Origin of the sequence: Larkinella terrae, from assembly GCF_009668025.1 — a bacterium.
Taxonomy (GTDB): domain Bacteria; phylum Bacteroidota; class Bacteroidia; order Cytophagales; family Spirosomataceae; genus Larkinella; species Larkinella terrae.
Genome location: NZ_WJXZ01000012.1, coordinates 53,073 through 78,424 on the forward strand (window position 1 = coordinate 53,073; position 25,352 = coordinate 78,424).

A 25,352-nucleotide genomic window follows, 5' to 3' on the forward strand; every position below is an offset into this window, starting at 1 on the left:
AGTCAGTCGCCAATAATACTCAACCGCTTACCCCTGTTTGCCGTCGTCGTTGGAAATTTTCTTTTTCTCGCGATCTTGTCCCGCATTCATTTTTCCAAACCGCCAGTTGACCGACAACCGGATGTTCCGAATCACGTTGTAGTTCGATCCGTCCGAAACGAAGGTCGGCGTGCGGAGGAGGTTCTCAATGGTATTGTAGCGCCGGAAGGGGTTCTCGAAGTTGGCCGTGATCGTCACTTTCTGCTTCTTGAATTCTTTCCGGCCCGAAAAACCGTAGTAGTAAAAACCGGACGACTGCCCCTGCAGCTGAATCCGGCGCGACGTGTAGGAACCGTTGGCCTGCACGCTGATGTCGTGCGGCAACTGCAGGGACGAATTCAGGTTGAACTGATAACTCCAGTTCTCGTTTTTAATCTGCAAGGCACTGCTGTTCAAAATAGTGTAGTTCAGCCCGAACGATCCGCTGATGTTCCATTGTTTCACCGGCCGGGCCGATCCGAACAGGTTCATGCCGTAGGTCGAATTCCGGGCAATGTTCCGGTAGGTGCTGCTCGAAACTCCGCTGGTATCGACGGTCGTAATGCGCTCGATGGCGTTGTTGGTTTGCCGCCCGAAGAGCATCGCATTGACGGTGGTTCCTTTTTTGGTAAACGTGCTGTACGACAACTCGACCGAGTGCGCCAGTTCCGGGTCCAGGTACGGGTTACCGGTTTGAATATTTTTTGGATCGGACGAATTGACGTACGGGTTCAGGAAGAAAATGGAGGGCCGCTGAATCCGCTGGCTGTAGTTGAGTCTCAGCCGCCGTTCTTCCCCAAACCGCTGCGAAATGGTGATATTCGGCAGAAAATTCTGGTAGCGGTCCGTAAATTTCGTGCTGGTCGAAATAAAATTGGCGTTGATGTTCGTCATTTCCATCCGCCCGCCCAGGCTGAAACCCCACATTTTATTGATCCGCATCCGAAACGACGCATACGACGCCCAAACCAGTTGCTGATAATCGAAGGTGTTCGCCCGGCTGGGATCTTCCTGGTAATTCAGCGAACCGTCGGGGGCGTTTTCCAGCCGGTAATCACTGCCGACATTCCGTAGAATGGCCTTCGTTCCGACCTCCAGCAACCGCCGTTTCACCGTTGAAAAGGGGTATGTAAAATCGGTCTGGAGCGTAAATTCCTTCTGCTGATTGTCGTTGTTGTTGCGCTCGCGGTAGTCGATCACCTCGCTTTCGGGCAGCGGATACTGGTTCAGCGAGTAATTGCTGTGGTTTTTATTCTGGTTGTATTGCGCCAGAAACGTGTATTCCTGCTCCTTGCTCCGCTTGAACGTTTTCGTGTAATTGAAATTGACGTCCATGTTCCGGTTGCGGTTTTGGGTATGATTATACCGCCGGAAATTCTGCGGATCGTCGGACGTCACTTTCGTATCCCGCGTCGAATTCGTATTCCGGCCTTCCCCGCCCAGGCTGAAATCAACCCCGATGCGATTTAAGGTATCCAGGTCGTAATCGATGCTCATTGACCCAAAACCGGAACGCCCCTTGTTTTTATAGGCATTCAACTGCTCGATGGTGCTGATCACCTGACCGTTTTGCAGGTTTTGCCGTACCGATTCCGAGCCACCGTAATAATTATTGACGTTGCCGCCCCCGTAGGCGGTGACGCTCAGTTTGTCGCGTTTGTAATTAAAATTCCCGCCGAGGTTGTTCCGCCGGCTTCCGACCGACGCGTTCACCCCGCCCGTCAGGCCCTGGAGCTGGTTTTTCGTGATAATGTTGATCACCCCGGCGGTTCCTTCCGCGTCGTATTTGGCCGAGGGTGCCGTTACAACTTCCACCGATTTGATCAGTTCCGCCGGAATCATTTGCAGGGCTTCGCTGATGCTGCGCGCCATGATGCTCGACGGTTTGTTGTTAATCAGCACTTTAATGCTGCTGCTCCCTTTCAGGCTCACCGTTCCGTCGGGATCGACCGTCAGCAGCGGCACTTTTTTCAGGACGTCGATGGCCGTTCCGCCGGAATTGGTCGCGTCTTTGTCCGCGTTGTAAACCATTCGGTCGTCCTTGTCTTCGACGAGCGGTTTTTCGGCCGTTACGACAACTTCGTTGAGCGTCCGCGAATCCGTTTGCATCTGCACCACGCCCAGCGCCACTTCGGTTCCTTCCGTGCCCACATTGACGTTATTGATGGTCTTGTTTTCGTACCCGATAAAGCTAATCACGACCCGGTAAGTGCCCGCATCGACCCCGCTGATGGTAAATTTGCCGGATTCGCCGGTGGTGGTTCCGCCGATGATTTTTTCGGTTTTGGGATTCAATAAGGCAACTGTAGCAAATTCGACCGGTTTATGCTGGGTCACGTCCATCACCGTCCCGCTGATTTTCGCTTTTAAGCTGGCTTTGATGTTGGTCTGAATCGCGGGCAATTGCGGCATATTGGCCGGATTTTGCGCCCGAACCGAAACAACTATGCCTAATAATAGCGGGAGTAGGATTTTTTTCATACTTCAGTCAACACCTTCGACCAACGGGAATGGAATTAATAAGCGAACAAGTCAATTAAACCGCTAATTTACTGATCAGTTTCCAAATAGTATACGAATGTTAGTTACTGGAACTTATAATAATAAGACTACCGGTTTTTTGGACTTTGTGCGGTTTTTTATCGGCTAATCATCCGTGCGCAAATTCCTACGGGGTCATCAGACCGGTTTGGACAAGCCAGTGCCGAATCCGCCCGAACCACTCGTCGAAAGCGGGCGTTTTCAGGTAACCGTGTTCGCCTTTGGTATAGATATGGAGGTCGGCCGGGACGCCGTTTTGTTGCAGGGCTTCGTAAAAGAGAATGCTGTTTTTGACCGGAACAACGGTGTCGTCGCTGGCGTGCGTGAGGAAGGTCGGCGGAGTGTTTCTGTCGACCTGTAATTCGTTGGAATACAGCTTGATCTGCTCCGGTTTCGGTGTCGTACCCAGCAGATTTTTTCGCGTGCCGGAATGGGCCATGGGTTCCGTAAAGGTGATAACCGGATAAATCAATACCATAAAATCCGGCCGAACGCTGACGCCTTCCGGATTCCCGATCACCTTTTGGTTAAAGTGCGTTCCGGCCGTCGACGCCAGGTGGCCGCCCGCCGAAAAGCCCATAATTCCGATTTTTTTCGGATCGACGCCCCATTCCGCAGCCCGTTGCCGGACGGTTTTGATGGCCTGCTGCGCATCCTGCAACGGACCGATGGACGGATCGATCATGGTTTTTTCGCTCGGTAAGCGGTATTTCAGCACAAAAGCCGTTACCCCCATTTTGTTGAACGCTTCGGCCACGTCGTACCCTTCGCGCTTCATAACCAACGCGCCATAGCCCCCACCCGGACAAACGATCACCGCCGTTCCGTTGGCGGTTCCCTTCGGCGGCAGGTAGATCGAAAGCGTCGGGTTAATAACGTTGGTTGCTACCTGATCGGACCGTTTGACTTCCCTGACATCCGATGCTTTCGCGTTCGGAACCGGTCCGTTATAAAGCGGTATTTCCTGTTGAGCCAGGCCAATAAGTGCTGAAAAGCCGCAGGAGAGGCTCAGCAGAAGTTTCTTGATCATTCTTTGAAGGGCTTAGGGGAGTTTGGTAACCGGTAAATGGTAAGTTTACCAAATCACATTTACTAAATCACTATAATAGGTGAATTTACTGTCAATAGAGACTAGGTCCAATTCTTCAGCATACGCCGTCGCGATCAAAAGCCGGTCGAACGGATCCCGATGTTCATTTAGCAAAGGCACGAGTTGATAGGCATCCAAATGCGAACGAGCGATTGGCAACAGTTGTATTGCCAATCGCTGCATTTCCTGTATAATTTCAGTAGCGGTTCGTTGAGTTTCCAGTTTACCCAGCTTTGTTTTAATAGCAATTTCGAATAAAGAAACCGCACTGACGTAAACTTCATTGGCAGTGTTGCGAATTAATTGATGCGCCTTAGGAGACAGTTGAGGATCAGCTTCAAGAACCCACAACAAGGCGTGTGTATCCAGCAAAAGCCGCATTACATATACTCCTTTAAATCGTCCAGCGGCTCATTGAAATCGGACGAGAGTTTAAAACTCCCTTTCATTGTTCCGAAGGGGCGCTCCGCTAACGTTGATTCTTCGGCTTCGTTATCATCCAGAAAAGTCACAATAACTTTCTGTTTTTTCTGCGACTTAGGAGGTTCTTCCAGAATTACGCGTCCATTTTCGTAGATGCCAGTTACGGAGGTCAGCATATGGTTTTTCGTTGGGTGCTCTAAATTAACAATCCTTTTCAAATATACCCGCAAGTAAAGCACCGAAAGCTTTCACTGCCAAACCTCCGCCGGGAACGGTTTTTCCAGCAAATACTGGTAAATAAACCGGGCAGTTTCGGCCTGCGCGTGTTTGGCCTTGCCAGTGGTGCCAAAACCGTGTCGTGCTCCGGGATACACCATGAACTCGAAGTGTTTGTTCAGGTTTTCGAGCTTGTCGACCAGCTGAATCGAATTCTGCATGTGCACATTGTCGTCCATCGTTCCGTGGACAATCCGCAGGGTGCCCTTCAACTGATCGGCGTAGGTCAGTACGGAGCTTTCTTTGTAACCGGCCGGGTTTTCGGCGGGCGTGTCCATGAACCGCTCGGTGTATTCACTGTCGTACAGCGACCAGTCCATGACGCCGAAGTTGGCAATTCCGTGCGTAAAGACGCCCGCTCCGCGCGTCAACGCCAAAGCCGTTACGTAACCGCCGTAACTTCCGCCCGTGATGGCTATTTTCTTCGGATCGGCCAGGCCCTTGTCAATCAGCCACTTCACGGCGGTACTGTAATCGTCGATTTCCCACTTTCCGAGATTCCGGTGCATGAAATTCTGACCGGTTTTGCCAAAATGGCCCGACGCCCGGTGGTCGATGGCAACTTGCAGCAACCCTTCCTGCGCATACCATTGCGAGGGGGCGGCATACGCCCAGCGGTCGTACACCGAACCGGCGTTGGGCCCGCCGTAAATACTGATCAAAACCGGGTAGCGCTTGTTGGGATCGAAATTCGTGGGGTATTTGATCGTTATCGGCAACTGAAAACCGTCGGCCGTCGGCACGCGCACCAATTCCGTTCTGGCAACGCTGAACTTATCAAAATCGGTGCCTTTCGCATCGCCCAGTTCCCGAATCAGCTTGCCGTTGTTGTCGAGCAGCGCCATTTTGGGCGGAGTTTGTAAATTGGAATAGGTCGTGATGAAATAGTTGCCGCCGGGCGAAAACTGCACCTGGTGACTGAACTCCCCGAACGTCAGCCGCTGCAGGCCTTTGCCGTCCAGTTTCACTTTATAGAGGTCCGTCCGGGCCGAATTTTCCTTGCGGGCGGTGAAATAAACCAGTCCGTTTTTGGCGTAAATGTGGGAAACTCCGGTAACCGTATACGCGCCACTGGTAACCGGATTTTTTAGCTTTCCGTCCATCGTATGCAGATACAGGTGCATCCAGCCGGATTCATCGCTCTGGCGGATAAACTGCCTGCCGTCAATCAGGAAATGAACCGTCGTCAGCCAGTCGACCCAGGTTTTCTGGCTTTCGCTGACCAGCTCGGTTTTGCGGCCCGTTGCCGGATCGACCGCAACCAGCTTCAACACATCCTGCCCCCGGTTTTTCCACTGCATCCAGAGCGATTTCGAGTCGGGTGTCCAGAAGGGCATTCCAAAATAGTGGTCGGCATTGGCGTCGTAGTCCGCCCAGACGGTTTTTCCGGTGGCCACTTCCACGATTCCCATTTTCACCAGTGGATTCGGATCACCCGGTTTTGGATACCGCTGGCTTTCCAGATACCCGTGTTGCCCGGTTGCTCCGGCAATCGGAAAAACCGGCACTTTTGCCTCATCGAACCGCATGAAAGCCAGATACTTACTATCGGGCGACCACCAGAACGCTTTGTGCTGTGTACTCCGGCCCAGCACTTCTTCCCAATACACCCAGGCGGCATAGCCGTTATACACCGTTTCGGAACCGTCGGTGGTGAGTTGTTTTTCCTTGCCGGTCGAGTCAGTCAGGTAGAGGTTTTTTCCGTCACGTGTGTAAGCAGCCCATTTTTGATTGGGTGAAAAAGTCAGGTTTTGAGAACCTTTTGCATTTGATGGCATACTGGGTGGAGACATGACTTTTTCCCCGTCTACCTTGTTTTCTTTTTCCTGACCGGTTTTCACGTCGACAATAACCGTTTTCCCGTTTTTCGTGAGCAGATAATGCGTATTGTCGGCCCAGCCTGCGGTCGGCAGGGTTTGCAGAACGGCCGTTTTTTCGTTTTTGAATAATTGAGCAGCGGTGAAGGGTTGTTTTTGGGCGTAAACAAGCCCGGTAAGCAGGCAAAAAAGCAGGCAAATCTTGACTGGCATGAATCAATGCGTCGTTTAGGTTGATGAATTGGGCCGGGATGATTCCGGCAAACAAAAATTACTTTTTTCTCCCAGATAACCAACAGCGAATTGGCTGGACCGAAAACCGGTTTATCGAATTTGCGTCCACCGGTGCGGTTTGTGCGGCACCGGTTTGGGCTCACCAACAAAGAAAATAATTATTTTACATGTAGATACAAGGATTTTTTAGTATTATTAGGCGCTCTAAAACCAAGCTATTTTTAATCAAATCCTGAAATTTTATGAAAAAAGTCACGCTGTTTACGGCATTTCTCTTTGCATCAGTAGCCACCTTTGCTCAAACCTGGAAACTGGATAAAGCCCACGCCAAAGTCGGTTTTACCGTTACGCACTTACTGGTTTCGGAAGTCGATGGTAATTTCAAGACATTCGACGCGACCCTTACCTCCTCAAAACCCGATTTTTCGGACGCCGTGGTTGAACTGACGGCCGACGTAAATAGCATCGACACCGACAACGAACGGCGCGATTCGGATTTGAAAAGCGACAAATTCTTCGATGCGGCCAAATTTCCAACCCTGACGTTTAAAAGCAAAACGTTCCAGAAAGTAGAAGGTAAAAAGTATAAAGTGACCGGCGATCTGACCATGCACGGCGTGACCAAACCCGTTACGCTCGACGTGACGCTCAACGGCCCGATTCAGCACCCGATGAGCAAAAAAGACGTGGCCGGTTTCAAAATTACCGGTGAGATCAAACGCTCTGATTTCGGCATCGGACCCAACATGACCACAGCGGTTGTCAGTGACGAAATTGCCCTCCGCGCCAACGCCGAATTTGGCAAGCAATAAGTCGTTCGCACGAATCCACTTTTACGCAAAGACAAAAAGGACAGGCCACCAACGGCTTGTCCTTTTTGTTAGCTTTGTGACCTGATTATTCCCCTGACTCATGAAAAAACTATTCGTAGTAACCGCACTCCTTTTAAGCTTTATGACCCGCGCGCAATCGCCCAAAGAAGTTCTTTACGTCGGAACGTACTCGACCCGGGGCAGCGAAGGGGTTTACGTCCTGGAATTCGACCGCGCCAACGGTTCGCTAAAACAACTCCAGACGGTTTCCAACGCCAAAAGTCCGTCGTTTCTGGCCATTCATCCCACCGGCAAGTACCTGTATTCGGTCAACGAAGCGGCTGCCAACTCGGGCGGGGTGAGTTCGTACGCCATCGAACCCAAAACCGGTAAGCTGACGATGCTGAACCAGCAGTCGTCGCACGGCCGCGGCCCCTGCCACATCGCCATCGACCAAACCGGTAAACTCGCGTTTGTCTCGAACTACGGCGGGGGAACGTTCACGGTTTTGCCAATCCAGAACGACGGCAAGCTGGGCCTCGCCACCGACACGCTGAAGTACGAAGGCAAAGGCGCCCACGCCCAACGGCAGGAAAAACCGCACATTCACTCGGCCACGGTTTCGCCCAACAACCGGTTTGTGTACGTCTGCGACCTCGGCACCGACAAGGTTTACATTTACGAGTTCGATCAGGCATCGGGCAAGGTAAAACCGGCCGCAACGCCCTACGCCAGCGTTTCGCCGGGTTCGGGACCGCGCCACATCACGATTCACCCCAACGGCAAATACCTCTATCTGGTGGAAGAACTGACCTCGTCGGTGGCTACCTTTGCGCTCAACAGCAAAACCGGTGCCCTGACGCTCCTTGAGGATAACGTGAAAACGCTGCCCGCCGATTTTAGCGGCAACAACACCAGCGCCGACATTCATACCGACCCGAAAGGCAAGTTTCTGTACCAATCGAATCGCGGGTACAATGCGCTGGCGATCCTGTCGATTGCCGCCGACGGAAAACCGACGCTCATCGGGCAGCAGCCGACGGAGGGGAAAACGCCCCGCAATTTCCTGATCGATCCCAAAGGGGAATACGCCTTTGCCGCCAATCAGGATACGGACAACATTGTGGTGTATAAAGTTGACGGCAAAACCGGTAAACTGACGCCGACGGGCCACCAGATCAAAGTGCCTGCGCCGGTTTGCCTGAAGTTATTTACGGTGAAATGACGAAAACGGAACTGAGCCAACTGCTTGATTCTCTGCATAATCAATTTGCTTCTTTGGCTCTATCCGGACTGGAGGAGCAGTTGCAGGCCCATCTTTTGGCAATTGAAACCCAACCGGAATTGTTGCTGGACGCGCTGTTTCTGAAAGCCATTCGCGATCACGTTCAGCCGCAGGCCAACTCGCACGAGCACCTGTATTTGCAGCGGTTTGAGATTCCGCAGATTGTGCTGTTCGATGTGCTGATCAACCGGATGCCGTTTGTGGTGATGAGCCACGCCATCACGAATCGGGCGATGGTAAACGCGTTGAAAACCGCCGAAAAAGCCGTGGTGATGGACGTCGGAATTGGGCGGGGAATTCAGATCGTGCGGCTGTTCGACGAGCTGATCAAAACCGAAAACCGCCTGCAAAAACTGACCATTGTTGGCGTCGAACCGTTTGCCGAAGCCGTTGCTTTTGCCGAAACGCAGATTCGGGACACCGCCGACAAAGCCCCGTTTGCCGTCGAATTCGTTCCGCTGATCTCCCTGGTCGAAGAGCTGGCGCCCGACGCGCTGGCCCGGACACTGCCCACGGAATACGACCGGTTTGTGATCAACAGCTCCCTCACGGTTCATCACCTGCCCACGGCTCCGCAGCGGCAGGCGCTTTTTCAGCAACTCTGGTCATTGCAACCCGATTTATTCCTGCTGACCGAACCGCACTCGGACCATCTGGAACCGGACTGGCGTCAACGGACACTGAATGCTTATAGCCATTACGGCGCAGCATTTGGCGTCATCGACGGTCTGGACATTGACCCCACGGCCAAAAACGGCTTGAAAATGTTTTTCGGGCGCGAAATCGACGACGTTGTCGGCAATCCCGACGATCATCGGTTCGAGAAACACCAGGAAGCCGGGCAGTGGATTCAGTATTTGCACGAAAGCGGTTTTCGACTGATTCCGGAATTCGACATTCCGGTCAATTTGCCCCCCTCGCCTATTCGTTTGCGAACGCAGCCGGGCGGTTTTCTGGCGATGGAACACGAGGGGATAAATGTGCTTTCGATTTTTCAGGCAACCAGCCGCTGACCCCATGCAACTCTCCGAAGCCATTCAATTGATTCGAAACGACCAGATTAGCGCGGCAACGCCCTCGGTTTGGGCAGATTTGGGTTGCGGGTCCGGTTTGTTCACGTTTGCGCTGGCTCATTATTTACCGGCGGGCAGCCGTATTTACGCCCTCGACCAAAACAATCCGCTGAAACCGGAAATCCGGCCCAATGGGGTCGAAGTGGTGCCACGGCAGAAGGATTTTGTTCGGGACGAGCTGGAGCTTCCGGCGCTGGACGGGATTCTGATGGCCAACGCCCTGCATTACGTCGCGGATAAACCCGGTTTTCTCCGTAAGCTCCAGACGTATCTGAAACCGAATGGCCGGTTTTTGATCGTCGAATACGATACCGACAAACCAGTTCCGACCTGGGTGCCGTATCCCATCAGCTTTGCTTCGCTAACCCGATTGGTTACGACAGCCGGTTACAGCACCATTGAAAAGCTGGGCGAACGACCTTCGCGCTACGGCACCGGAAACATGTACGCGGCCTTCATTACGCGCACCTGATCCTCTGCAAAAACCGGGTTGAAAGCATAAAACCAGCCCCTTCTTTCTTCTCTTGTCTCTTCTCTTTCTTCTAAAGAAATATTGTCGTAATTACCCCCTAACGTTGCCGTTTTCACACGCCATCAAAGTCAGAATGAGGTGGTAACTTTGTACTGTTCAACCAATTAAACAACAAAGAGCCATGAAAAAGACGAAAATTTTGTACTGGGTTTTTACGGGTCTGTTTGCGTTCATCATGCTGGGTTCGGCCATTCCGGACGTGCTGGTTATGGACATGGCTGTGGTTGGTTTTAAAGACATGGGGCTGCCCGCTTACCTCGTGCCGTTCGTCGGCTGGGCCAAAGTGTTGGGTGTCGTTGCCATTCTGGTTCCCGGTTTTGCGCGGCTCAAGGAATGGGCCTATGCCGGTTTGTTCATCGACCTGATTGGCGCGACCTACTGCATTGCCAGCTCCGGTATTCCCGTAGCCAACTGGGCGCCCATGCTGATTTTTGTGGGCATCGGAGCCGCTTCCTACGTGTTTTACCACAAAAAGGAAAAAACCGCTTTTTCCGAAAGCACAAAAACCGGTCAGCGAAACCAGAAACCGCTGCAAACGGTTCTTAGCTAAACTGCGTTTCCCAACTGAATTCGATTCCGTGCGGTGGTTGGAATCTGTGCCGACGTGCAGATTCCAACCACCTTTTCAGGCCATTACCCATTAGGAACAACAACTACATGAATAAACGTTTTTACGCCATTCTGGCCAATACGCTGGCCGCTTCCCTGACCAACAACTGCGTCTGGTTCGCGCTGACGTTCTGGTTATACCTCGAAACCAAGTCGGTGGTTGCCACGTCGGTCATGGCCGGAATCTACCTCGGCACGGTGGCCGTTTCCGGGTTTTTTCTGGGATCGCTGGTCGATCATAACCGCAAAAAAACCGCCATGATGGTGTCGAGTCTGGGCTCGCTGGCGGCCTATCTGCTCGCCCTGATCCTGTACAATGCCACTCCGACGACCGTTTTTTCGAATCCGTCGAGCCCGGCGCTCTGGGTGTTTATCCTGCTCGGACTGATGGGTGCCATCGCTGGTAACATCCGCACTATCGCACTTTCGACGCTGGTGACCATTCTGATCGACGAAGACGAGCGGGACAAAGCCAACGGTCTGGTCGGTACGGCCAACGGCGTATCGTTTCTGGTCGCTTCGCTCTTCAGCGGCTTGATCATCGGTTTTCTGGGAATCTCCTGGATGTTAATCATTGCGTTGATTTTGACTGGTTTAGCCATCTTTCATCTCTGGACCATTTCGATTCCTGAACCAAAAGCGATCGATACACATACCGAAACCAACCACCTCGACATTCGGGGTACGCTGAAATCCGTGCAGCAGATTCCCGGTTTGCTGGCGCTCATTTTCTTCAACACGTTCAACAACTTTCTGGGCGGAGTTTTCATGTCACTGATGGATGCCTACGGTTTATCACTGGTTTCGGTGCAGGTCTGGGGATTTCTGTGGGGATTCCTGAGTCTGGGTTTTATCGTGGGCGGCATCGTCGTTGCCCGGAAAGGGCTGGGACCTCAGCCGCTGCGAACGCTTTTTCTGGCCAACATCGTCATGTGGACGGTCTGCATTTTCTTCACCATTCAGGCATCCATCGTGCCACTGGCGGTGGGTATGTTCGTGTATTTATGCCTGATTCCGGTCGAGGAAGCGGCCGAGCAAACCATCATTCAGAAGCTGATTTCGCCCGAGCGGCAGGGCCGCGTGTTCGGTTTTGCCCAAAGCGTCGAGCAGGCGGCTTCGCCCATTACTGCTTTCATCATTGGCCCGATCGCGCAGTTGATCTTTATCCCGTTCATGACCACCGGCGCAGGTGTCCACCTGATCGGGTCGTGGTTTGGAACCGGCAGCGCCCGCGGGCTGGCGCTTTTGTTTACCGTTACCGGACTGGTTGGGCTGGTGATTACACTGCTGGCCATGCGGTCGAAATCGTACGGGATTCTCTCCGAGAAATACCAGACGCTGGCGAAAGCAGAAGCGGTGGTGGAATGAGGCAATTCACCACCTGGTTATAACCCACGTTTTATTCGGACCGGTTTCTGCTCATCGCCGGATTTCGCAGGATTCGAATATAACCGTTCGCAAAGGATCGTTCCGATGATGTGACTATTGGTCGAATTCAAAACCTGGCCGTGGTAAGCTTCCAGAAAGTGTTCTTCAAAACCGGCCGTGGTATACAATTGCCACCGAAAATCCGGTCGAATTTCATACTGAAAATCAACGGTTTGAGTCGCTCTAAAAAGCACGATCGGACAGGAAACCGGAACCGCTACAGTAATTTGTTGCGTATACCGATGCACCGCTGCCAAACAGGATTCCTGCCAACTAATTGATCTGCTGATCATTACGGGCTTTGCCGAGCGGTTTTTGAATCGTTTGCGATACCGAGCCACTATTCGCTGCCATCCGGCTTTCCAGTCAACTCGTTGTTTTGATCGCAGTTCTTCAACAACCTTTCGGCCGATCCGATATGCATCATTACGGAGTGATTCCCGAAACGTAATCCGGCGGTACAAGGGTGTATCCAGCAAAACCAATCGACTCAAAGCGGGCCGTCCCGACTGTTCCAGCGCCCGCGCGACCTGGTACGCAACCAAGCCGCCAAACGAAAAACCGATCAACACACTTTCGGCGGGTTGCGGAATGGCCTGCGCGATCTGTTCAATCAGTTCCGGAAACGCAATGAGGTTTCCTTCGGTGGTATAAGGCTCATAATGAACAAAATACAGATTGTATTGCAGGTTCAGGAGGTTCTCAATCCAGCGATACATCCGGCGTTCGCCCGGTAAAGGCGGGATAAAATAAACTGCTTTGCGGTTGCGTTCGGGTTTATTTAACGGAATACACTGCACCCGGTGCTGGCTGTACCCGGTGATGTAATACGCCAGTGCCTTGGGGGTCGTGTAGGAAAAAACCGCATGAACAGGCATGGTTTTGCCAAGGCGGTTTTCCAGCGCAGCCAGACAACTTTCGGCCGTCAGCGAATCCCCGCCGAGGTCCTGAAAAAAATCGTCGTAATCGGATAAAGTCGTCGTTAAACCCAGTTCCCGTTGCCAGATGGCTTTGATGAGCGCCACCAGATCCGTCGGATTTTCGGCTGAATCCGCCGAATTATCGGCAATTGGGTTTTCCGTCACCGGATGAGCAGCTAAACGCATGCGATCTACTTTCCCGGTTTTCGTCAGTGGCAGTGCATCGAGTAGTATATACCGATCCGGCAGCATGACCAGCGGCAAGCGTTGTGCCAGCGTCTGTTTCAGAACGGCTAATTCAAAATCCGGTTCGACACACAAAAAGGCGGTCAGAAAGCAACGCGCTGCCTGTGAAGTGTCGTAAATAACCGCAGCGTTTTTCACACCCGGCTCGTTTTTTAGTTCGTGTTCCAGTTGGATCAGGCTTACTTTCTGTCCGTTAATCTTGACGACAAAATCCGTTCGCCCGCACCAGAACAAATAACCGTCGGCGTCCAGAAAACCCAGATCTCCCGTTGCGTATTGCACCGTTCCGTCGGGCAATTGTTGGTAGGCCCGCAAGCTGGCATCCCGATTAGTCGGATACGCCGACGGGATAAATCGGGCCTGAACCGTAATTTCACCGACCTGATTCGGAGGTAAAATCTCGCCCGTTTCCGACCGGATCGAAACTGCCCGACCCGATACGGGTTTGCCCACCGAGAAAAGCTGCTCCGAAACCGGCGTATCAATCCGAACCTTATGTTCCGAAATCGTACGGGTTTCCGTTGTTGCATAAGCTACTTGTAATGTGGTATTTATGAAAAACCGCTCCTGAAAACCGGAAACATCCGCTGGCCGGACAGGTTCGGCCCCAATGGACAGAAACCGCAAGCCGGTAAGCTTTTTAAAATCCGCATCCGTTTTTAATAACATCCGAAAGGTACTGACCGACAAACTACTAAAGGTAATGTTTTGCCGTTCCCAGAAGGTTGGTAAACTCAGTACACCTTCCTTCCTCAGGTCATGGAAAACCAGGGTAGCGCCCGTCAGGAAAGCCGGGAAAAGGCAGGCCAGCGACGCACTGAATTCGAGCGAAAACAACAGATCGATTCGGTCGTCCGACGTAATTTCGTTGTCGGTTATCTGGCGGTAGGTGTCGGCTAAAACACTCTGGTGCGAATGAATCACCTGCTTGGGCTGGCCCGTACTGCCCGAAGTAGTAAAAAGACAGAAAGGGTTCTCCGGCAGGACAAGCGGGGGGGAAATCAGCGCGGAACCGTCGGTTTGAAACTGATCCGGAACAAGCGTTGGCAGGGTTGGACGATCTGGCAAAACCACTGGCAAGTCGTTGATCAGGGCCGGGCAAGACCGTGAATCCAGCAAAACCGTCAGGTCATCGGCGGACAAAATCCGAACAGAATGATAATAATTACCAGACAACAAAACTCCCAACAAAGCCGCGACGTGTTCAACGGGATCGTCCAGCAAAACCGGGATGCACTGCAGATGAAAGCCTTGTTCAATCAGCCCGTTTGCGTACTGATTGGCGCGATGGTGTAACGTTTCGTAGGAAATCCGCCGGTTTCCTTCACAAAGGGCAGTTTTGGCTGGGTAAAGCCGAACGACTTCCGTCCACCGGTGTTGGAATTCATCGCTCATACACGCGGTAACATTTGTAGGGCACTAAACCCACTTTCAGCATATTTCGGTAACTGGCTCCATTATCATACGCCCACGAAATAATGCTCCGCACGCCCGGCTGCCCATTCACCCAGTTAAGCCGCGTCAGCAAGGCCGTCGTGTGGTAACCCCGGTTGCGAAAAGCCGGCAGGATGGCTCCGCCCGCCAGAAAAAAATCCATTCCCGAACCGTATAAAACCGCAATACCCACCGGCTCGGTTCGGTTCTTGATTCGAAACAACGAGATTGCTTTACTGTCTAATAATTGCCTGAAATTGTTGGTCACTGGCTCCGCATTCTTCTGCTCCGATTCAAATCCGGCCAGATAATCGGCGGTAAATGCCGCAATGGTTTCCTGCGATACCGGCTCAAGCTGAAAGGTATCCTGAACCGGCTGCGGGCGGCTTTCAAGCGTTGGATCGCGAACCGCCATGATCCGCTCCCTCAATACATACCCATTATCCGCTAAAAACCGGTAGTGCGCTTCTTCCCCGATGGCTTCGTCGATGAGAACTTTGTGATGAGCTATTTGCTGACCGGCGTAGAACGCCTGTGCTTGTCCGACAATTTCCGGTAATTGGTCGGCATTGTGGCACACGCAATAATTAAAATAGCCGACGTCCGTAAAAGAAAGAAGGAGATTACTCGGAGACGATGCGATACTTATTTTTCCGGTATTGGCACCAAGAATAGCGTAGCGACGAAGCCGCTCGATGTCGTATTCAAAAAATAAATCCATGAACAACTCGCCGTGGGTTTGGGGAATACAATATTACCATATTTCGGATTGAGTATCGTTGTGGTTCACAGCCATTCGCCGGTATGGGGCCAACTTTTAAGAAGTGCCGGTTTTTTTTCGCGAAAAAAACCGAAAAATTTTGCTGCTATTTTTCAATCTCAAAACAATCTGCCCGATTCGGTCGTTATAGATGCATAAGTTCGCTCGAAGTAAGGATATAGACGGAAGCGTGAATTATCCTTACCCATCGGGTGAAACCAGAAGCCAGGTGACTTAGGTCGTCTGGCTTTCTTTTTTTAGCCTCCCTCCCACTGATTTTCAGTCCTCTCTTTCCTCCTCCTTGCCAGACAACCGAAAAAATGGAGATTCGAAAAAATTTAGCTAATAATTTGTTCGTACGAAACATTTCCTACCTTTGGATTATGAATGATCCAAAGAATAGAAACAGTTCGACGCCGGAGCCGACGAAAGCCGAGCTGGAAATCCTTCAGGTGCTCTGGCAACACGGTCCTTCGACCGTCCGGTTTGTCAACGAAGAGCTGAATCAGCAGAAGCGGGAAGTGAATTATTCCTCGACCCTGAAGCTCATGCAGATTATGTTCGAGAAAGGGCTGGTTCGGCGCGATGAAAGCCAGATGAAACATATCTACGAACCGGCAGTCGAAGAAAGTGAAACCAAAAGTCTCCTACTCGACCGGTTTGTCGATACGCTTTACAACGGTTCCGCCAGTAATCTCATGCTCCAGTTGCTTGGCAACAAAAAAACGTCGAAGGAAGAACTTGAAGCGATCAAGGAACTGATCAGGAAAATGGATACGCCTTAACAACATAGTATTAATCGAACACTTAAATCAGTAACGCATCATGTCCACTACGGATTCTATTCTGAACGCATTCTGCTGGATGCTGGTCCACTCGCTCTGGCAGGGAATTTTGGCCGCTGCGGTGGCCGGGCTCATTATCGTTTCAACGCCAAAAGCGGGCGTTCGTTTGCGGTACGGGTTGCTGGTTTTAGTCATTGCCCTGTTTGTGCTGGGCTGCGGTTTTACCTTTTTCCGGCAGTTCGACAGCCAGCCTTTGGGCGTTTCTTTCAACTCCCCAACGGCAATTAATTCTATAGTCACGACACCGAAAAACGGAGGGCTTACCGAATTACCGTATAAACCGGAAATGAGTTTTATACAAACCGGAGTAGAATTTCTGAATACCCACATCTTCTGGATTTTCCTCATCTGGGCGGGCTGTTTCGTTTTCAAAAGCACCCGATTCGTCGCTGGTTTGCGGCATTTGCACCGGCTGCGTCATCAGCAAATCCATCAACCTGCCGAACGCTGGCAAACGGAACTGGCGCGGCTGAGCAACTCGCTCGAAATCCGGTCGATTGTCCGGCTACTGGAATCGGAACGGGTGAACGTTCCCGTAACCATTGGGCATTTCAAGACGCTGATTCTGGTTCCGGTTGGTCTGTTGACAGCGCTCTCGCCGGAACAGGCAGAAACCGTTCTGCTGCATGAATTGGCCCATATCCGCCGAAAAGACTACTTCGTAAACTTGATGCAATGCCTGGTCGAAACTGTATTTTTCTTTAACCCGGCCCTGCTCTGGATTTCGGCGCTGATTCGGGAAGAGCGCGAAGCCTGTTGCGACGATCTGGTGATGAATCTGGCCGAAAACCGGAAGAGTTACCTGGAAGTGCTGGTTTTGTTTCAGGAAATTCAGCTGGATTCACTGCCTTTCGCGATGGGATTGACCAACCGGCGGACGCATTTGCTAAATCGGGTGAAACGGATGCTTTCGAAAGAAAACCAGCCGTTAACCAGCCTTGAAAAAGTTCTATTGGTTCTGGCCATTGCCGGGATGACGGCGTTTACGTTCGTGCCGAAACCGGATACAGAAAAAACGAAATCGCCCACTGTGCTCCGCAAACCGGTTCCTCACGACAAACCAGTTGTCCAGCATCCGAAACCCGCGCAGGCTGTGGTAACAAAACCCCGGTCGGTGGTTTCCAAAAAACCGGTTGCCAACGAGTTAAAACCCGTTACGACCCTGGCGAGCGACACGATCAGCTTTGAGGGAATCAGCTTCTCCAGGCTCCGGTTTGATCCTTCCGACGCTGAAAACGTCAGCCACGTGACCATTACGGCCACCGACGGGAACGGCAAAAAATACGCCATTACCAAGCAGGACGGAACCGTTACGGGTTTGGCCATTGATGACCAGCCGGTTGCCGCGAAGGAACTTCCCCGGTATACCGATTTATTCCGGCGGGTCGATCGATTCTTCGAAGAGCGGCTGGAAAAAAAGCGGAACATGATAGCTCAGGGATTGGCCAAGGGCCGGGCAGAATACGACCAAAGTCAGGCCGAAATGAAACGGGCGATGGCGGCTAAACAGGCCAACCGGGAAAAAGGAAAAGACGGGTTTGCAGGCAAGGAAAAACCGGTTTTTTCGGAGAAAAACGAGTTCAGTTTCCCGGAAAAGAAAACTGATTTGTTCGTCGGGAAAGATGAAAACCGATCCGCAGAGAAAAAAGCGGATTGGTTCTCGAAGAAGAACGCCAGTCAATTTCCCGAAAAAAATGACAATGCGTTTTGGAAAAAGCATTCAAACCAGTCCTCCGAAAAAAATACCGGTCAATTTTCGGAAAAAGACAACTTTCGGCAATTGGAACAAGGATCAAATGGGCCGAACCCGCCTGTTAGTTTGAAGCAGAAGCGGGAGTTTGATCAGGCCAGCATTCAGCCGGATGTCGATCGGGTGTACGGTGTCATGGCCGATCTGGTTCAGGAAGGCGTCACGGCTTCTACCACGGCGATAGAGTGGTTCGGCTTGAGTGATTCGGAGCTGATTGTCAACGGCAAAAAACAGTCTGCGGAGTTACACGAAAAGCTCCGGAAAAAGTACGGTGTTCGGCCCAACTCCGGATTATATTACGGCCCCGTTCAGATGTCCGGCTCAGGATTTTTCCTGGATCACCAGGACGTTTCCCGTTTATCCAAATAGAAAATCTCATCCTAATAACATCGTTCCTGTCAGTGGCAGGAACGATGTTATTAGGATAAATGGACGAAAAACCGGTCAGCTAATTGACTCAATTTCAACGGTTGATGGAACTAGTTGGCACCGATTGGACTTACTTTGTAAACCCATCGTCTACTCTCCTTCCATGAATTTCACCTCCAGAGTCCTGATCATTCCCGGTTTGGGAAACTCAGGCGAACAACATTGGCAAAGCAGTTGGGAGCGCCACTATCCTGACTTTAAGCGCGTTCATCAGCAAGATTGGGATGCTCCGGTTTGTGAAGACTGGATTCATCAAATTGATCGGGCGGTGATGGACGGAGCTCCTGCCGAGGTGCTGCTCGTTGGGCATAGTCTGGCCTGTTCGACCATTGCGTATTGGGCGCAGACTTTTAACCGCCCCATCAAAGGCGCTTTGCTGGTGGCGCCGAGCGACACGGAAGCCGAATCGTACCCGCCCGGAACGACCGGTTTTGCGCCCATTCCGCTCTCAAAACTCCCTTTTCCTTCCATTGTGGTCGCCAGTATCAACGATTTTTATGTGACGCTGGAACGCGCCACACTCTTTGCCCAAAGCTGGGGTAGTAAACTGGTCAATATTGGGGCTGCGGGACACATCAATGTCAACTCGGGACATACCGATTGGCCCGAAGGACTTCGGCTGCTCCAGGAATTGGAATCCTGACGGTGGGTTTTCGGAACGTTGGTGTTAATTTCGTCATTGCTGTGTATTTTACGCACTTTTTGGCAATCACATTTACCAACCTGATGATGAAAAAACCGCTTTTTAGTTTACTCCTTGTTTCCATTTTCTGTCAATTGGTATTCGTACCAAAAACGGTTTTGGGTCAATCCCAAGCCAAGAAAAAATACGTTCTGATCGGCTACGTCGGCGGGGGCGGCTGGAAGAAAAGCGACATTGAAGCCCAGAAACTGACGCACATCAACTATGCCTTTGCGGTTCCGGCCGAAAACGGCGAACTGGCCCCGATCCGGGCGAGGGATTCGGTCAATCTGGCAACGCTCAATTCGCTGAAGGCCGTCAATAAGGACCTCCAGATTCTGATTTCGATTGGCGGCTGGGGCGGTTGCCGGTATTTTTCCGACGCGTCGCTGACGGATGCCTCGCGCAGGAAATTTGCGACCAGTGCGGTTTCGCTGCTCAAAAAACACAAACTCGACGGCGTTGATATCGACTGGGAATATCCCGACCAAATTGGCGAAAACAACATCTTCCGGCCGGTCGACAAGCAGAATTTTACGCTGTTGCTCAAGGAGTTGCGGGAGCAGCTGGATGCGCAGGGTAAAAAAGATAAGCGCCCGGCCTCGCGGCATTATTTGCTGACGGCGGCCACCGGGGGCGACACGGCTTTCGTGAACCATACCGAACTGGGCAACGCGCAGAAATACCTCGATTACGTCAACATCATGACGTACGATCTTTATCACGGGAATGATAAAAAAACCGGTCACCACAGCCCGCTGTATCAGTCGGCATTAAGTGATCGGTCGCGCAACAGTTCCGACGATGCCGTGAACGGGCACCTTAAAGCCGGGGTTCCGGCCAGCAAAATTGTGCTCGGCTTGCCCTTTTACGGCCGGGGCTGGACCGCCGTCAATCCGGTGAATAACGGGTTGTTTCAGCCGTCGTCCGGCAAACACATGAGTCCGAATTACTACGATCTGGTGGCCAATTACATCAACAAAAACGGGTATACGCGGTACTGGGACGACAAGGCCAAAGCGCCGTATCTGTGGAATCCCGAAAGCCGTACCTTTATTTCGTACGCCGACAAAGAGTCGATGGTTCACAAAATCGACTACGTCAAATCGAAAGGACTAGCGGGTGCGATGTTCTGGGAATATACGCTTGACTTAAAGGAAGATAAGCTCCTGGATGTGCTGGTGAAAGAGCTGGCGAAATGAGTTTAGTTGTTTCGCAGAGTTAAGCGGAGAAAAAATGAGTTAAGCAGAGTTTTTATATAATTCCTCTGCGTAACTCTAATTTCCTCCGCTTAACTCTGCGAAACTATTGTTTTTCTTAAACCACCTGAACCCCCACTTCATAATAATCGATGGTCGGTGGTCCGGCAAAATATCCTCCCATTCCTTTCAACACACCTTGCAGAAAACCGTTGTTTTCGGCATTGATCCGGGCTTCTTCCGACACCCAGAGCGTTACCATCAGGCATTTATTCGTTTCGGCATTGGTTAAAAACCGGCTATTGATAAAACCGTCCTGTTCTTTGAGCGCCGGGCCCACCGAATCGTGGAAATAGGCGGTAGCTTCACTAATCGATTCCGGTTTCAGGGGCACCTGAATTACGCGTGCGTACATATAATAAAACGTTAAGGATTAAAGCGTTATCAAATGTAGTTTTTAATTTCATTGCCATTGTTATATTTCTGTGAAGAGCGCCCGATTTTTAGCGAATGCTCGCTTCATTGAGGACTTCTCTGTTAATTTTGCGCACTAAATCCGCTTAAACCGTATGAAAACCGTCTTTTTCAATACCGCATTCGTAGTCTTGTTATCCACCTGTTCCGTTGTTCAAAGTATGGGACAAACCAAAGTGATTGCTCACCGGGGCGCCTGGAAAAATAGCGGAGCACCCCAAAATTCGATTGCGTCGCTGCAGCAGGCTATTAAACTGGGCTGCTACGGGAGTGAATTCGACGTACACATGACCGCCGATTCGTCGCTGGTGGTTAACCATGATCACGACTTGCAGGGTGTTCATCTGGAAACCGCTCCGGCCGCCGACATCAAGGCACTGAAACTCGCCAACGGCGAATCGCTGCCGACGCTGGAAAGCTACCTGAAAGAAGGATTGAAGCAAAAGAAAACCCGGCTGATTCTGGAAATCAAGGCGTCGAAAGTCAGTAAGGAGCATTCGCTGGCGCTGGCAACCAAATGCGTGCAGACCGTGAAGGCCATGAAAGGCCGGAAGCTGGTCGACTACATCAGCTTCGATTACGACGTCTGCAAGAAGGTGAAAGAACTCGATCCTTCGGCCAACGTGGCGTATCTGATGGGCGACAAAGCCCCCGAACTGCTGGCGGCCGACGGTTTATACGGACTGGATTACAACCAGGCGATCATGAAGAAAAACGAAAACTGGATTCAGGAAGCCCACCAAAAGAAATTGACCGTCAACGTCTGGACGGTCAATGATCCGGAAATGATGAACTGGCTGCTGGAACGGAAAGCCGACTTCATCACCACCGACGAACCGGAAAAACTGCTGGAGAAAGTGAAGTAGACGATTGACCGCTGACCATTGACGATAGACCATTGTCCGGAACGAGTGGTCAATGGTCAGCCGTCAATGGTCAACTCTTCACTTTCTTCGCCATCAGGGCGACGCACAGGCCCATTCCGGCAATGATGACGAAGGAAATGCGGAGGCTGGTGGCTCCGGCGACAAAACCGATCAGCGGAGGACCGATCAGGAAACCCAGAAAACCGATGGTCGAGACCGCAGCGAGTGCTACGCCAGGCGACATCACCGTCGATTTTCCGGCCGCGCTATACACCAGCGGCACCACCGACGATACGCCAAAACCGACCAGGAAAAACCCGATAATGGCGGTTCCCATATATGGCAAGGCAACGGAAGTCAGCAAACCGGACGCAATCAGAATACCGCTCAGTTGCAGGGTGCGTTTCAATCCGTAACGGGTGACGAACCAGTCGGCAATAAACCGCCCCAGCGCCATCGTACTCATGAACGCCGTGTAACCCGCGCCGACCATCGCCTTATCGGCCAGCACAACTTTCTTGAAGTAAATACCGCTCCAGTCGAACATCGCACCTTCGCAAATCATCGCGCAGAAAGCGATAATCCCCAGAATCAACAACGCTTTATCGGGTTTGGCAAAAATGGGCTGGTCGGCGTTGGTGTTCGCATCTTCCGGCAAAATATACCGGGAAGCCACCGCCAGCGCGGCCAGGGCGAAGAAAAGAACAGCCGCAAAATGCTGATAGGGAACAATACCGGAGCCAATCATAAAAGCGCCGACCATCGCACCCGCAAAACCTGCCAGACTCCAGAGGCCGTGAAACGACGCCATCACCGGCCGGTTATACAGGGCCTCGACCCCAACGGCCTGCGTGTTGATGGCGATATTGGCCATGTTCCCAATCAGCCCAAATACGAACAGACAAGTCATCAGTTGCAGGGTACTTTGCGCAAACCCCAGGCTCAGCAGCGTCAGGGCGTAGAAACCGACGGCCAGTGTGGCCACTTTGCGGCTTCCGATTTTGGTAGTCAGCCAGCCCGCAACCGGCAGTGAAAGCATCAAACCGGCTGGCAGCGCGAGTAAAACACCCCCCAGCTCGGTATCCGACAGCCCCAGCGTCTGCTGAATACTCGGAATCCGCGACGCCCAACTGGCAAATGAGAGTCCCTGGAGGAAAAATAAAGCACCAACCGCGCCCCGACGGATGCTACGTGTCGAGAGCCGGGGTGATAAACGGTGTGAGATGGTAAAATTCATTCTGGAAAAAATTCAAAAATTCAGGTTGTATTCGATTTACTTTTTAATTTTTATCGGGCAAAAATAGTTTAATTTTCAGCACGAAAAGCACTTTCACTCAACCGTAAAATCAAAATCACCCGAATTTAGTTCTTGGATTTAGTCAATTCTGAAAGAGTTCGTATTGATTGTATGGAAAGTACAATAAACGCAAATCAAAACCGGTTGAGCCAGTCCTGAAATAGATGGAATAGCGAAATCCGCCGACTTGGTTTGGGTAGTTTTTCGTCGCCTGACTCGTCAACAGGAATCCCGCCGAATGCAACCTAACCGGTTTTTTACCGATCTTTAGTCTGGTCAACGCTAACTGCCCGACCGAAACCGATGACGGAGATATTTGATAACATTCGAAAACTGTACCGTTTCTACGTTCCCACCAACGAACTGGCGGAATTCATTGAGTTTTTTTCCGAATCGTCGGCCGCAGAAACGTACCGCCAGGTGGCGGATAACCGGTTTTCGGTGAAGATGTTTCCGAGCTGGACGCCCACGTGTTACATCAATCTGGGCGAACCGTATCAGCTTTCCATTGGTGCCAGGCAGTACCTGATTCAAAAAGATACGGACGTGCTTATTCTCCGCAACAGCATTGTGGAGCGGCACAACCTGCCCACCGATTACATCTTCACCATCAAGTTTTTTCCGGGCGGACTGGAAGCGGTTCTGGGGATCAATCAGGTCCGGTTTGTCGATCAGGCTGTTAATCTGGCAACGATTTTACCCATCGACATCCTTCAGCACGTCAAACAACTGGATACTTTCGAGGAACGCGTTGACCTGCTTCAGCGCTATTTTTTAAGCCGATTCCATCAATCGAAAAAAACCGACCACTACCGGCAGTTCGTCGCAACCACCATCGGCACATTCGATGCCAGCGGCATGGTGCTGAATACGGGACAACTCGCTGACCGACTGTTCGCAACGTCGAAAACCATCAATCGGTATTTTCACCGGATTATCGGTATTTCTCCCAAAAACTACCTGCTGACGGTAAGAACCCGCGCGGCCCTTTCCGGTTACGTAGCGGACAAAAACCGCTTCTCGCCTTACGACTTTGGTTATTACGACATGAGCCATTTCTACAAGGATGTCGTCCGGTTTACGGGTAAAAAATTACGCGAATCCCACTAATTCTATTCCACCCGGCCGTTTAGGCCGATGAACGAACGCCCAAACTACTTGCGGGCAATTCGGTTATCTGCTACATTTGTTCGTATGAGAATGGCTCCAATGCTTTAACAATCCCTCCCATTGTCGCTCCGACACATGGCCTTTTTGAAGGCCCAATTTCATATTGCCAATACTTTCCAAAGCCAGATTCTCATGCCAGACAGACTCTCTAAAAACCAGTTGGACGAGTTCATTCACAATGGATTGGTCCGCATCGATCAGGCCTTTTCGCCTGAAATCGCCCTAGCCGCCCGCCAAATTCTCTGGAACGACATGGACGTTGATCCCAACAACCCATCGACCTGGAAAAAACCGGTCATCCGGCTTGGCATGTATGCCCAGGAGCCGTTTGTTCAGGCGGCCAATACGGAAATTCTTCACCGGGCTTTCGACCAGCTGGTGGGTCCGGGCAGGTGGCTTCCCTGCCGAAGTATGGGCACTTTTCCCGTCCGTTTTCCGTCAACTGAAGATCCCGGCGACACCGGATGGCACGTCGATGCCGGTTTCCCCGGCACCGAACCGGCTAATTTTTTCGAATGGCGGGTCAACATTCGGTCAAAAGGCCGGGCGCTGCTGATGCTGTTCCTTTTTTCGGATGTTGGCGAAAAGGACGCTCCAACCCGGCTTCGGCTCGGATCGCACCGGGACGTGGCCCGTTTGTTAAAACCGGCGGGCGAACAGGGCCTGTCGTTTATGGAACTGGCCGGAAAACTGGCGGACTTACCGGCCCGAAACGAACTGACAGCAACCGGTAAAGCCGGTACGGTTTACCTCTGCCACCCTTTTCTGGCCCATGCCGCCCAGCCGCACCACGGTACCGAGCCCCGGTTTTTGGCGCAGCCTCCTTTACTCACCCGCGAGGGTTTACGCATCGAAGGTTCCGCTGAGGAAAACTATTTCCCGGTCGAAGAAGCGATTCGGATCGGATTGGAAAATCACATCTCCTGATCGTCTTCGTTCTCTTCGGTGATTTTTACAAACCGGTTTCCAACAAACAGCGTCGCCAGCGTCATAGCAACTGATAAACCCAGGTAGAGATTTCCTTCCGGGGAATGATGAAACTTAAGCTGGAAAGCCGCAATTGTCAAGGAAAGAGCGAAATATGAAAACAGGGTGAAAAGAATGATTAAAATCAGCTTCATCGTTACTTAGTGCTAGAATCT

The 25,352-nt window shown here is 51.6% G+C and carries 23 protein-coding genes; 13 read left to right on the plus strand and 10 right to left on the minus strand.

All coding sequences use genetic code 11. The features are described 5' to 3' along the window. Nucleotides 1-27: 27 nt before the first annotated feature. The 5 genes from GJJ30_RS18675 to GJJ30_RS18695 form a co-directional block, all read right to left on the minus strand. On the minus strand, nucleotides 28-2,499 hold the full coding sequence (locus tag GJJ30_RS18675) for a TonB-dependent receptor (protein ID WP_154176705.1): 2,472 nt from the start codon (nucleotides 2,497-2,499) through the stop codon (nucleotides 28-30). A 187-nt stretch (nucleotides 2,500-2,686) separates the two neighbouring features. Then, the gene (locus GJJ30_RS18680; protein WP_154176706.1) at nucleotides 2,687-3,589 is read right to left on the minus strand and encodes an alpha/beta hydrolase; all 903 of its coding nucleotides are present in this window, start codon (nucleotides 3,587-3,589) and stop codon (nucleotides 2,687-2,689) included. A 45-nt stretch (nucleotides 3,590-3,634) separates the two neighbouring features. Further along, nucleotides 3,635-4,030, minus strand: a complete 396-nt coding sequence (locus GJJ30_RS18685) for a type II toxin-antitoxin system VapC family toxin (protein WP_154176707.1) — start codon at nucleotides 4,028-4,030, stop codon at nucleotides 3,635-3,637. Then, nucleotides 4,030-4,248 carry a DUF2281 domain-containing protein gene (locus GJJ30_RS18690; RefSeq protein ID WP_154176708.1) on the minus strand — a complete coding sequence of 73 codons (219 nt, stop codon included), beginning with the start codon at nucleotides 4,246-4,248 and terminating at the stop codon, nucleotides 4,030-4,032. Before GJJ30_RS18690 ends, GJJ30_RS18685 begins: the two co-directional genes overlap by 1 nt. A gap of 72 nt (nucleotides 4,249-4,320) precedes the next feature. Then, the gene (locus tag GJJ30_RS18695; protein ID WP_154176709.1) at nucleotides 4,321-6,378 is read right to left on the minus strand and encodes a S9 family peptidase; all 2,058 of its coding nucleotides are present in this window, start codon (nucleotides 6,376-6,378) and stop codon (nucleotides 4,321-4,323) included. Nucleotides 6,379-6,641: 263 nt separating this feature from the next. Here GJJ30_RS18695 and GJJ30_RS18700 point away from each other — a divergent pair, with 263 nt between their 5' ends. From GJJ30_RS18700 to GJJ30_RS18725, 6 genes are all read left to right on the plus strand, one after another. Further along, entirely contained in the window at nucleotides 6,642-7,211 is a 570-nt protein-coding gene (locus GJJ30_RS18700) for a YceI family protein (RefSeq protein WP_154176710.1), read from the plus strand. 100 nt (nucleotides 7,212-7,311) lie between these two features. Further along, nucleotides 7,312-8,436 carry a lactonase family protein gene (locus GJJ30_RS18705; RefSeq protein ID WP_205880584.1) on the plus strand — a complete coding sequence of 375 codons (1,125 nt, stop codon included), beginning with the start codon at nucleotides 7,312-7,314 and terminating at the stop codon, nucleotides 8,434-8,436. A 53-nt stretch (nucleotides 8,437-8,489) separates the two neighbouring features. After that, a complete protein-coding gene (locus tag GJJ30_RS18710) occupies nucleotides 8,490-9,509 on the plus strand; it encodes a GRAS family protein (protein ID WP_170299229.1) in 1,020 nt (339 codons plus the stop codon). A gap of 4 nt (nucleotides 9,510-9,513) precedes the next feature. Beyond that, nucleotides 9,514-10,041, plus strand: a complete 528-nt coding sequence (locus GJJ30_RS18715) for a class I SAM-dependent methyltransferase (RefSeq protein ID WP_154176712.1) — start codon at nucleotides 9,514-9,516, stop codon at nucleotides 10,039-10,041. Nucleotides 10,042-10,222: 181 nt separating this feature from the next. Beyond that, complete coding sequence (locus tag GJJ30_RS18720; protein WP_154176713.1) at nucleotides 10,223-10,651, plus strand: DoxX family protein; 429 nt, start codon at nucleotides 10,223-10,225, stop codon at nucleotides 10,649-10,651. A 107-nt stretch (nucleotides 10,652-10,758) separates the two neighbouring features. Beyond that, on the plus strand, nucleotides 10,759-12,078 hold the full coding sequence (locus tag GJJ30_RS18725; RefSeq protein ID WP_154176714.1) for an MFS transporter: 1,320 nt from the start codon (nucleotides 10,759-10,761) through the stop codon (nucleotides 12,076-12,078). A gap of 17 nt (nucleotides 12,079-12,095) precedes the next feature. Here the strand turns inward: GJJ30_RS18725 and GJJ30_RS18730 are convergent, their stop codons facing one another. Both GJJ30_RS18730 and GJJ30_RS18735 read right to left on the minus strand, forming a co-directional pair. After that, nucleotides 12,096-14,699: an AMP-binding protein gene (locus GJJ30_RS18730; RefSeq protein WP_154176715.1), complete on the minus strand. Its 2,604-nt coding sequence runs from the start codon at nucleotides 14,697-14,699 to the stop codon at nucleotides 12,096-12,098. Then, entirely contained in the window at nucleotides 14,689-15,459 is a 771-nt protein-coding gene (locus GJJ30_RS18735; protein WP_154176716.1) for a hypothetical protein, read from the minus strand. Before GJJ30_RS18735 ends, GJJ30_RS18730 begins: the two co-directional genes overlap by 11 nt. A gap of 422 nt (nucleotides 15,460-15,881) precedes the next feature. On the opposite strand from GJJ30_RS18735, the gene GJJ30_RS18740 reads away from it, so the two are divergent. The 4 genes from GJJ30_RS18740 (at nucleotide 15,882) to GJJ30_RS18755 (ending at nucleotide 20,406) form a co-directional block, all read left to right on the plus strand. Next, a complete protein-coding gene (locus GJJ30_RS18740; RefSeq protein WP_154176717.1) occupies nucleotides 15,882-16,283 on the plus strand; it encodes a BlaI/MecI/CopY family transcriptional regulator in 402 nt (133 codons plus the stop codon). 40 nt (nucleotides 16,284-16,323) lie between these two features. Continuing rightward, nucleotides 16,324-18,462 (plus strand): M56 family metallopeptidase, encoded by a 2,139-nt coding sequence (locus GJJ30_RS18745; protein ID WP_154176718.1) that lies wholly within the window; start codon nucleotides 16,324-16,326, stop codon nucleotides 18,460-18,462. Between the two features lie 163 nt (nucleotides 18,463-18,625). Continuing rightward, entirely contained in the window at nucleotides 18,626-19,165 is a 540-nt protein-coding gene (locus GJJ30_RS18750) for an RBBP9/YdeN family alpha/beta hydrolase (RefSeq protein WP_154176719.1), read from the plus strand. A gap of 59 nt (nucleotides 19,166-19,224) precedes the next feature. Further along, nucleotides 19,225-20,406, plus strand: a complete 1,182-nt coding sequence (locus GJJ30_RS18755; RefSeq protein WP_229313238.1) for a glycoside hydrolase family 18 protein — start codon at nucleotides 19,225-19,227, stop codon at nucleotides 20,404-20,406. Between the two features lie 115 nt (nucleotides 20,407-20,521). Here GJJ30_RS18755 and GJJ30_RS18760 read toward each other — a convergent pair whose 3' ends face one another. Beyond that, nucleotides 20,522-20,818, minus strand: a complete 297-nt coding sequence (locus GJJ30_RS18760; RefSeq protein WP_154176720.1) for an antibiotic biosynthesis monooxygenase family protein — start codon at nucleotides 20,816-20,818, stop codon at nucleotides 20,522-20,524. Between the two features lie 154 nt (nucleotides 20,819-20,972). Between GJJ30_RS18760 and GJJ30_RS18765 the strand changes: the two genes are divergently transcribed. Beyond that, entirely contained in the window at nucleotides 20,973-21,743 is a 771-nt protein-coding gene (locus tag GJJ30_RS18765) for a glycerophosphodiester phosphodiesterase (protein WP_154176721.1), read from the plus strand. 70 nt (nucleotides 21,744-21,813) lie between these two features. On the opposite strand, the gene GJJ30_RS18770 is transcribed toward GJJ30_RS18765, so the two are convergent. Then, nucleotides 21,814-22,980, minus strand: coding sequence for an MFS transporter (locus GJJ30_RS18770; RefSeq protein WP_154176722.1), 1,167 nt, complete (start codon nucleotides 22,978-22,980; stop codon nucleotides 21,814-21,816). A gap of 363 nt (nucleotides 22,981-23,343) precedes the next feature. Between GJJ30_RS18770 and GJJ30_RS18775 the strand changes: the two genes are divergently transcribed. Together GJJ30_RS18775 and GJJ30_RS18780 are read left to right on the plus strand one after the other, a co-directional pair. Next, nucleotides 23,344-24,150 carry a helix-turn-helix domain-containing protein gene (locus GJJ30_RS18775; RefSeq protein WP_154176723.1) on the plus strand — a complete coding sequence of 269 codons (807 nt, stop codon included), beginning with the start codon at nucleotides 23,344-23,346 and terminating at the stop codon, nucleotides 24,148-24,150. 192 nt (nucleotides 24,151-24,342) lie between these two features. Next, nucleotides 24,343-25,137 carry a phytanoyl-CoA dioxygenase family protein gene (locus GJJ30_RS18780; RefSeq protein ID WP_154176724.1) on the plus strand — a complete coding sequence of 265 codons (795 nt, stop codon included), beginning with the start codon at nucleotides 24,343-24,345 and terminating at the stop codon, nucleotides 25,135-25,137. Here the strand turns inward: GJJ30_RS18780 and GJJ30_RS18785 are convergent. Further along, entirely contained in the window at nucleotides 25,125-25,331 is a 207-nt protein-coding gene (locus GJJ30_RS18785; protein ID WP_154176725.1) for a hypothetical protein, read from the minus strand. The genes GJJ30_RS18780 and GJJ30_RS18785 overlap by 13 nt on opposite strands. Nucleotides 25,332-25,352 lie beyond the last annotated feature (21 nt).

Excerpts from the sequence above, each read along its gene's own strand:
- GJJ30_RS18715 (WP_154176712.1), top strand. The coding sequence starts at position 9,514 with ATGCAACTCTCCGAAGCCATTCAATTGATTCGAAACGACCAGATTAGC.
- GJJ30_RS18770 (WP_154176722.1), bottom strand. The coding sequence starts at position 22,980 with ATGAATTTTACCATCTCACACCGTTTATCACCCCGGCTCTCGACACGT.
- GJJ30_RS18685 (WP_154176707.1), bottom strand. The coding sequence starts at position 4,030 with ATGCGGCTTTTGCTGGATACACACGCCTTGTTGTGGGTTCTTGAAGCT.
- GJJ30_RS18760 (WP_154176720.1), bottom strand. The coding sequence starts at position 20,818 with ATGTACGCACGCGTAATTCAGGTGCCCCTGAAACCGGAATCGATTAGT.
- GJJ30_RS18750 (WP_154176719.1), top strand. The coding sequence starts at position 18,626 with ATGAATTTCACCTCCAGAGTCCTGATCATTCCCGGTTTGGGAAACTCA.
- GJJ30_RS18765 (WP_154176721.1), top strand. The coding sequence starts at position 20,973 with ATGAAAACCGTCTTTTTCAATACCGCATTCGTAGTCTTGTTATCCACC.
- GJJ30_RS18700 (WP_154176710.1), top strand. The coding sequence starts at position 6,642 with ATGAAAAAAGTCACGCTGTTTACGGCATTTCTCTTTGCATCAGTAGCC.
- GJJ30_RS18680 (WP_154176706.1), bottom strand. The coding sequence starts at position 3,589 with ATGATCAAGAAACTTCTGCTGAGCCTCTCCTGCGGCTTTTCAGCACTT.
- GJJ30_RS18735 (WP_154176716.1), bottom strand. The coding sequence starts at position 15,459 with ATGGATTTATTTTTTGAATACGACATCGAGCGGCTTCGTCGCTACGCT.
- GJJ30_RS18675 (WP_154176705.1), bottom strand. The coding sequence starts at position 2,499 with ATGAAAAAAATCCTACTCCCGCTATTATTAGGCATAGTTGTTTCGGTT.
- GJJ30_RS18740 (WP_154176717.1), top strand. The coding sequence starts at position 15,882 with ATGAATGATCCAAAGAATAGAAACAGTTCGACGCCGGAGCCGACGAAA.
- GJJ30_RS18785 (WP_154176725.1), bottom strand. The coding sequence starts at position 25,331 with ATGAAGCTGATTTTAATCATTCTTTTCACCCTGTTTTCATATTTCGCT.
- GJJ30_RS18695 (WP_154176709.1), bottom strand. The coding sequence starts at position 6,378 with ATGCCAGTCAAGATTTGCCTGCTTTTTTGCCTGCTTACCGGGCTTGTT.
- GJJ30_RS18745 (WP_154176718.1), top strand. The coding sequence starts at position 16,324 with ATGTCCACTACGGATTCTATTCTGAACGCATTCTGCTGGATGCTGGTC.
- GJJ30_RS18720 (WP_154176713.1), top strand. The coding sequence starts at position 10,223 with ATGAAAAAGACGAAAATTTTGTACTGGGTTTTTACGGGTCTGTTTGCG.
- GJJ30_RS18775 (WP_154176723.1), top strand. The coding sequence starts at position 23,344 with ATGACGGAGATATTTGATAACATTCGAAAACTGTACCGTTTCTACGTT.
- GJJ30_RS18725 (WP_154176714.1), top strand. The coding sequence starts at position 10,759 with ATGAATAAACGTTTTTACGCCATTCTGGCCAATACGCTGGCCGCTTCC.
- GJJ30_RS18690 (WP_154176708.1), bottom strand. The coding sequence starts at position 4,248 with ATGCTGACCTCCGTAACTGGCATCTACGAAAATGGACGCGTAATTCTG.
- GJJ30_RS18780 (WP_154176724.1), top strand. The coding sequence starts at position 24,343 with ATGCCAGACAGACTCTCTAAAAACCAGTTGGACGAGTTCATTCACAAT.
- GJJ30_RS18730 (WP_154176715.1), bottom strand. The coding sequence starts at position 14,699 with ATGAGCGATGAATTCCAACACCGGTGGACGGAAGTCGTTCGGCTTTAC.
- GJJ30_RS18705 (WP_205880584.1), top strand. The coding sequence starts at position 7,312 with ATGAAAAAACTATTCGTAGTAACCGCACTCCTTTTAAGCTTTATGACC.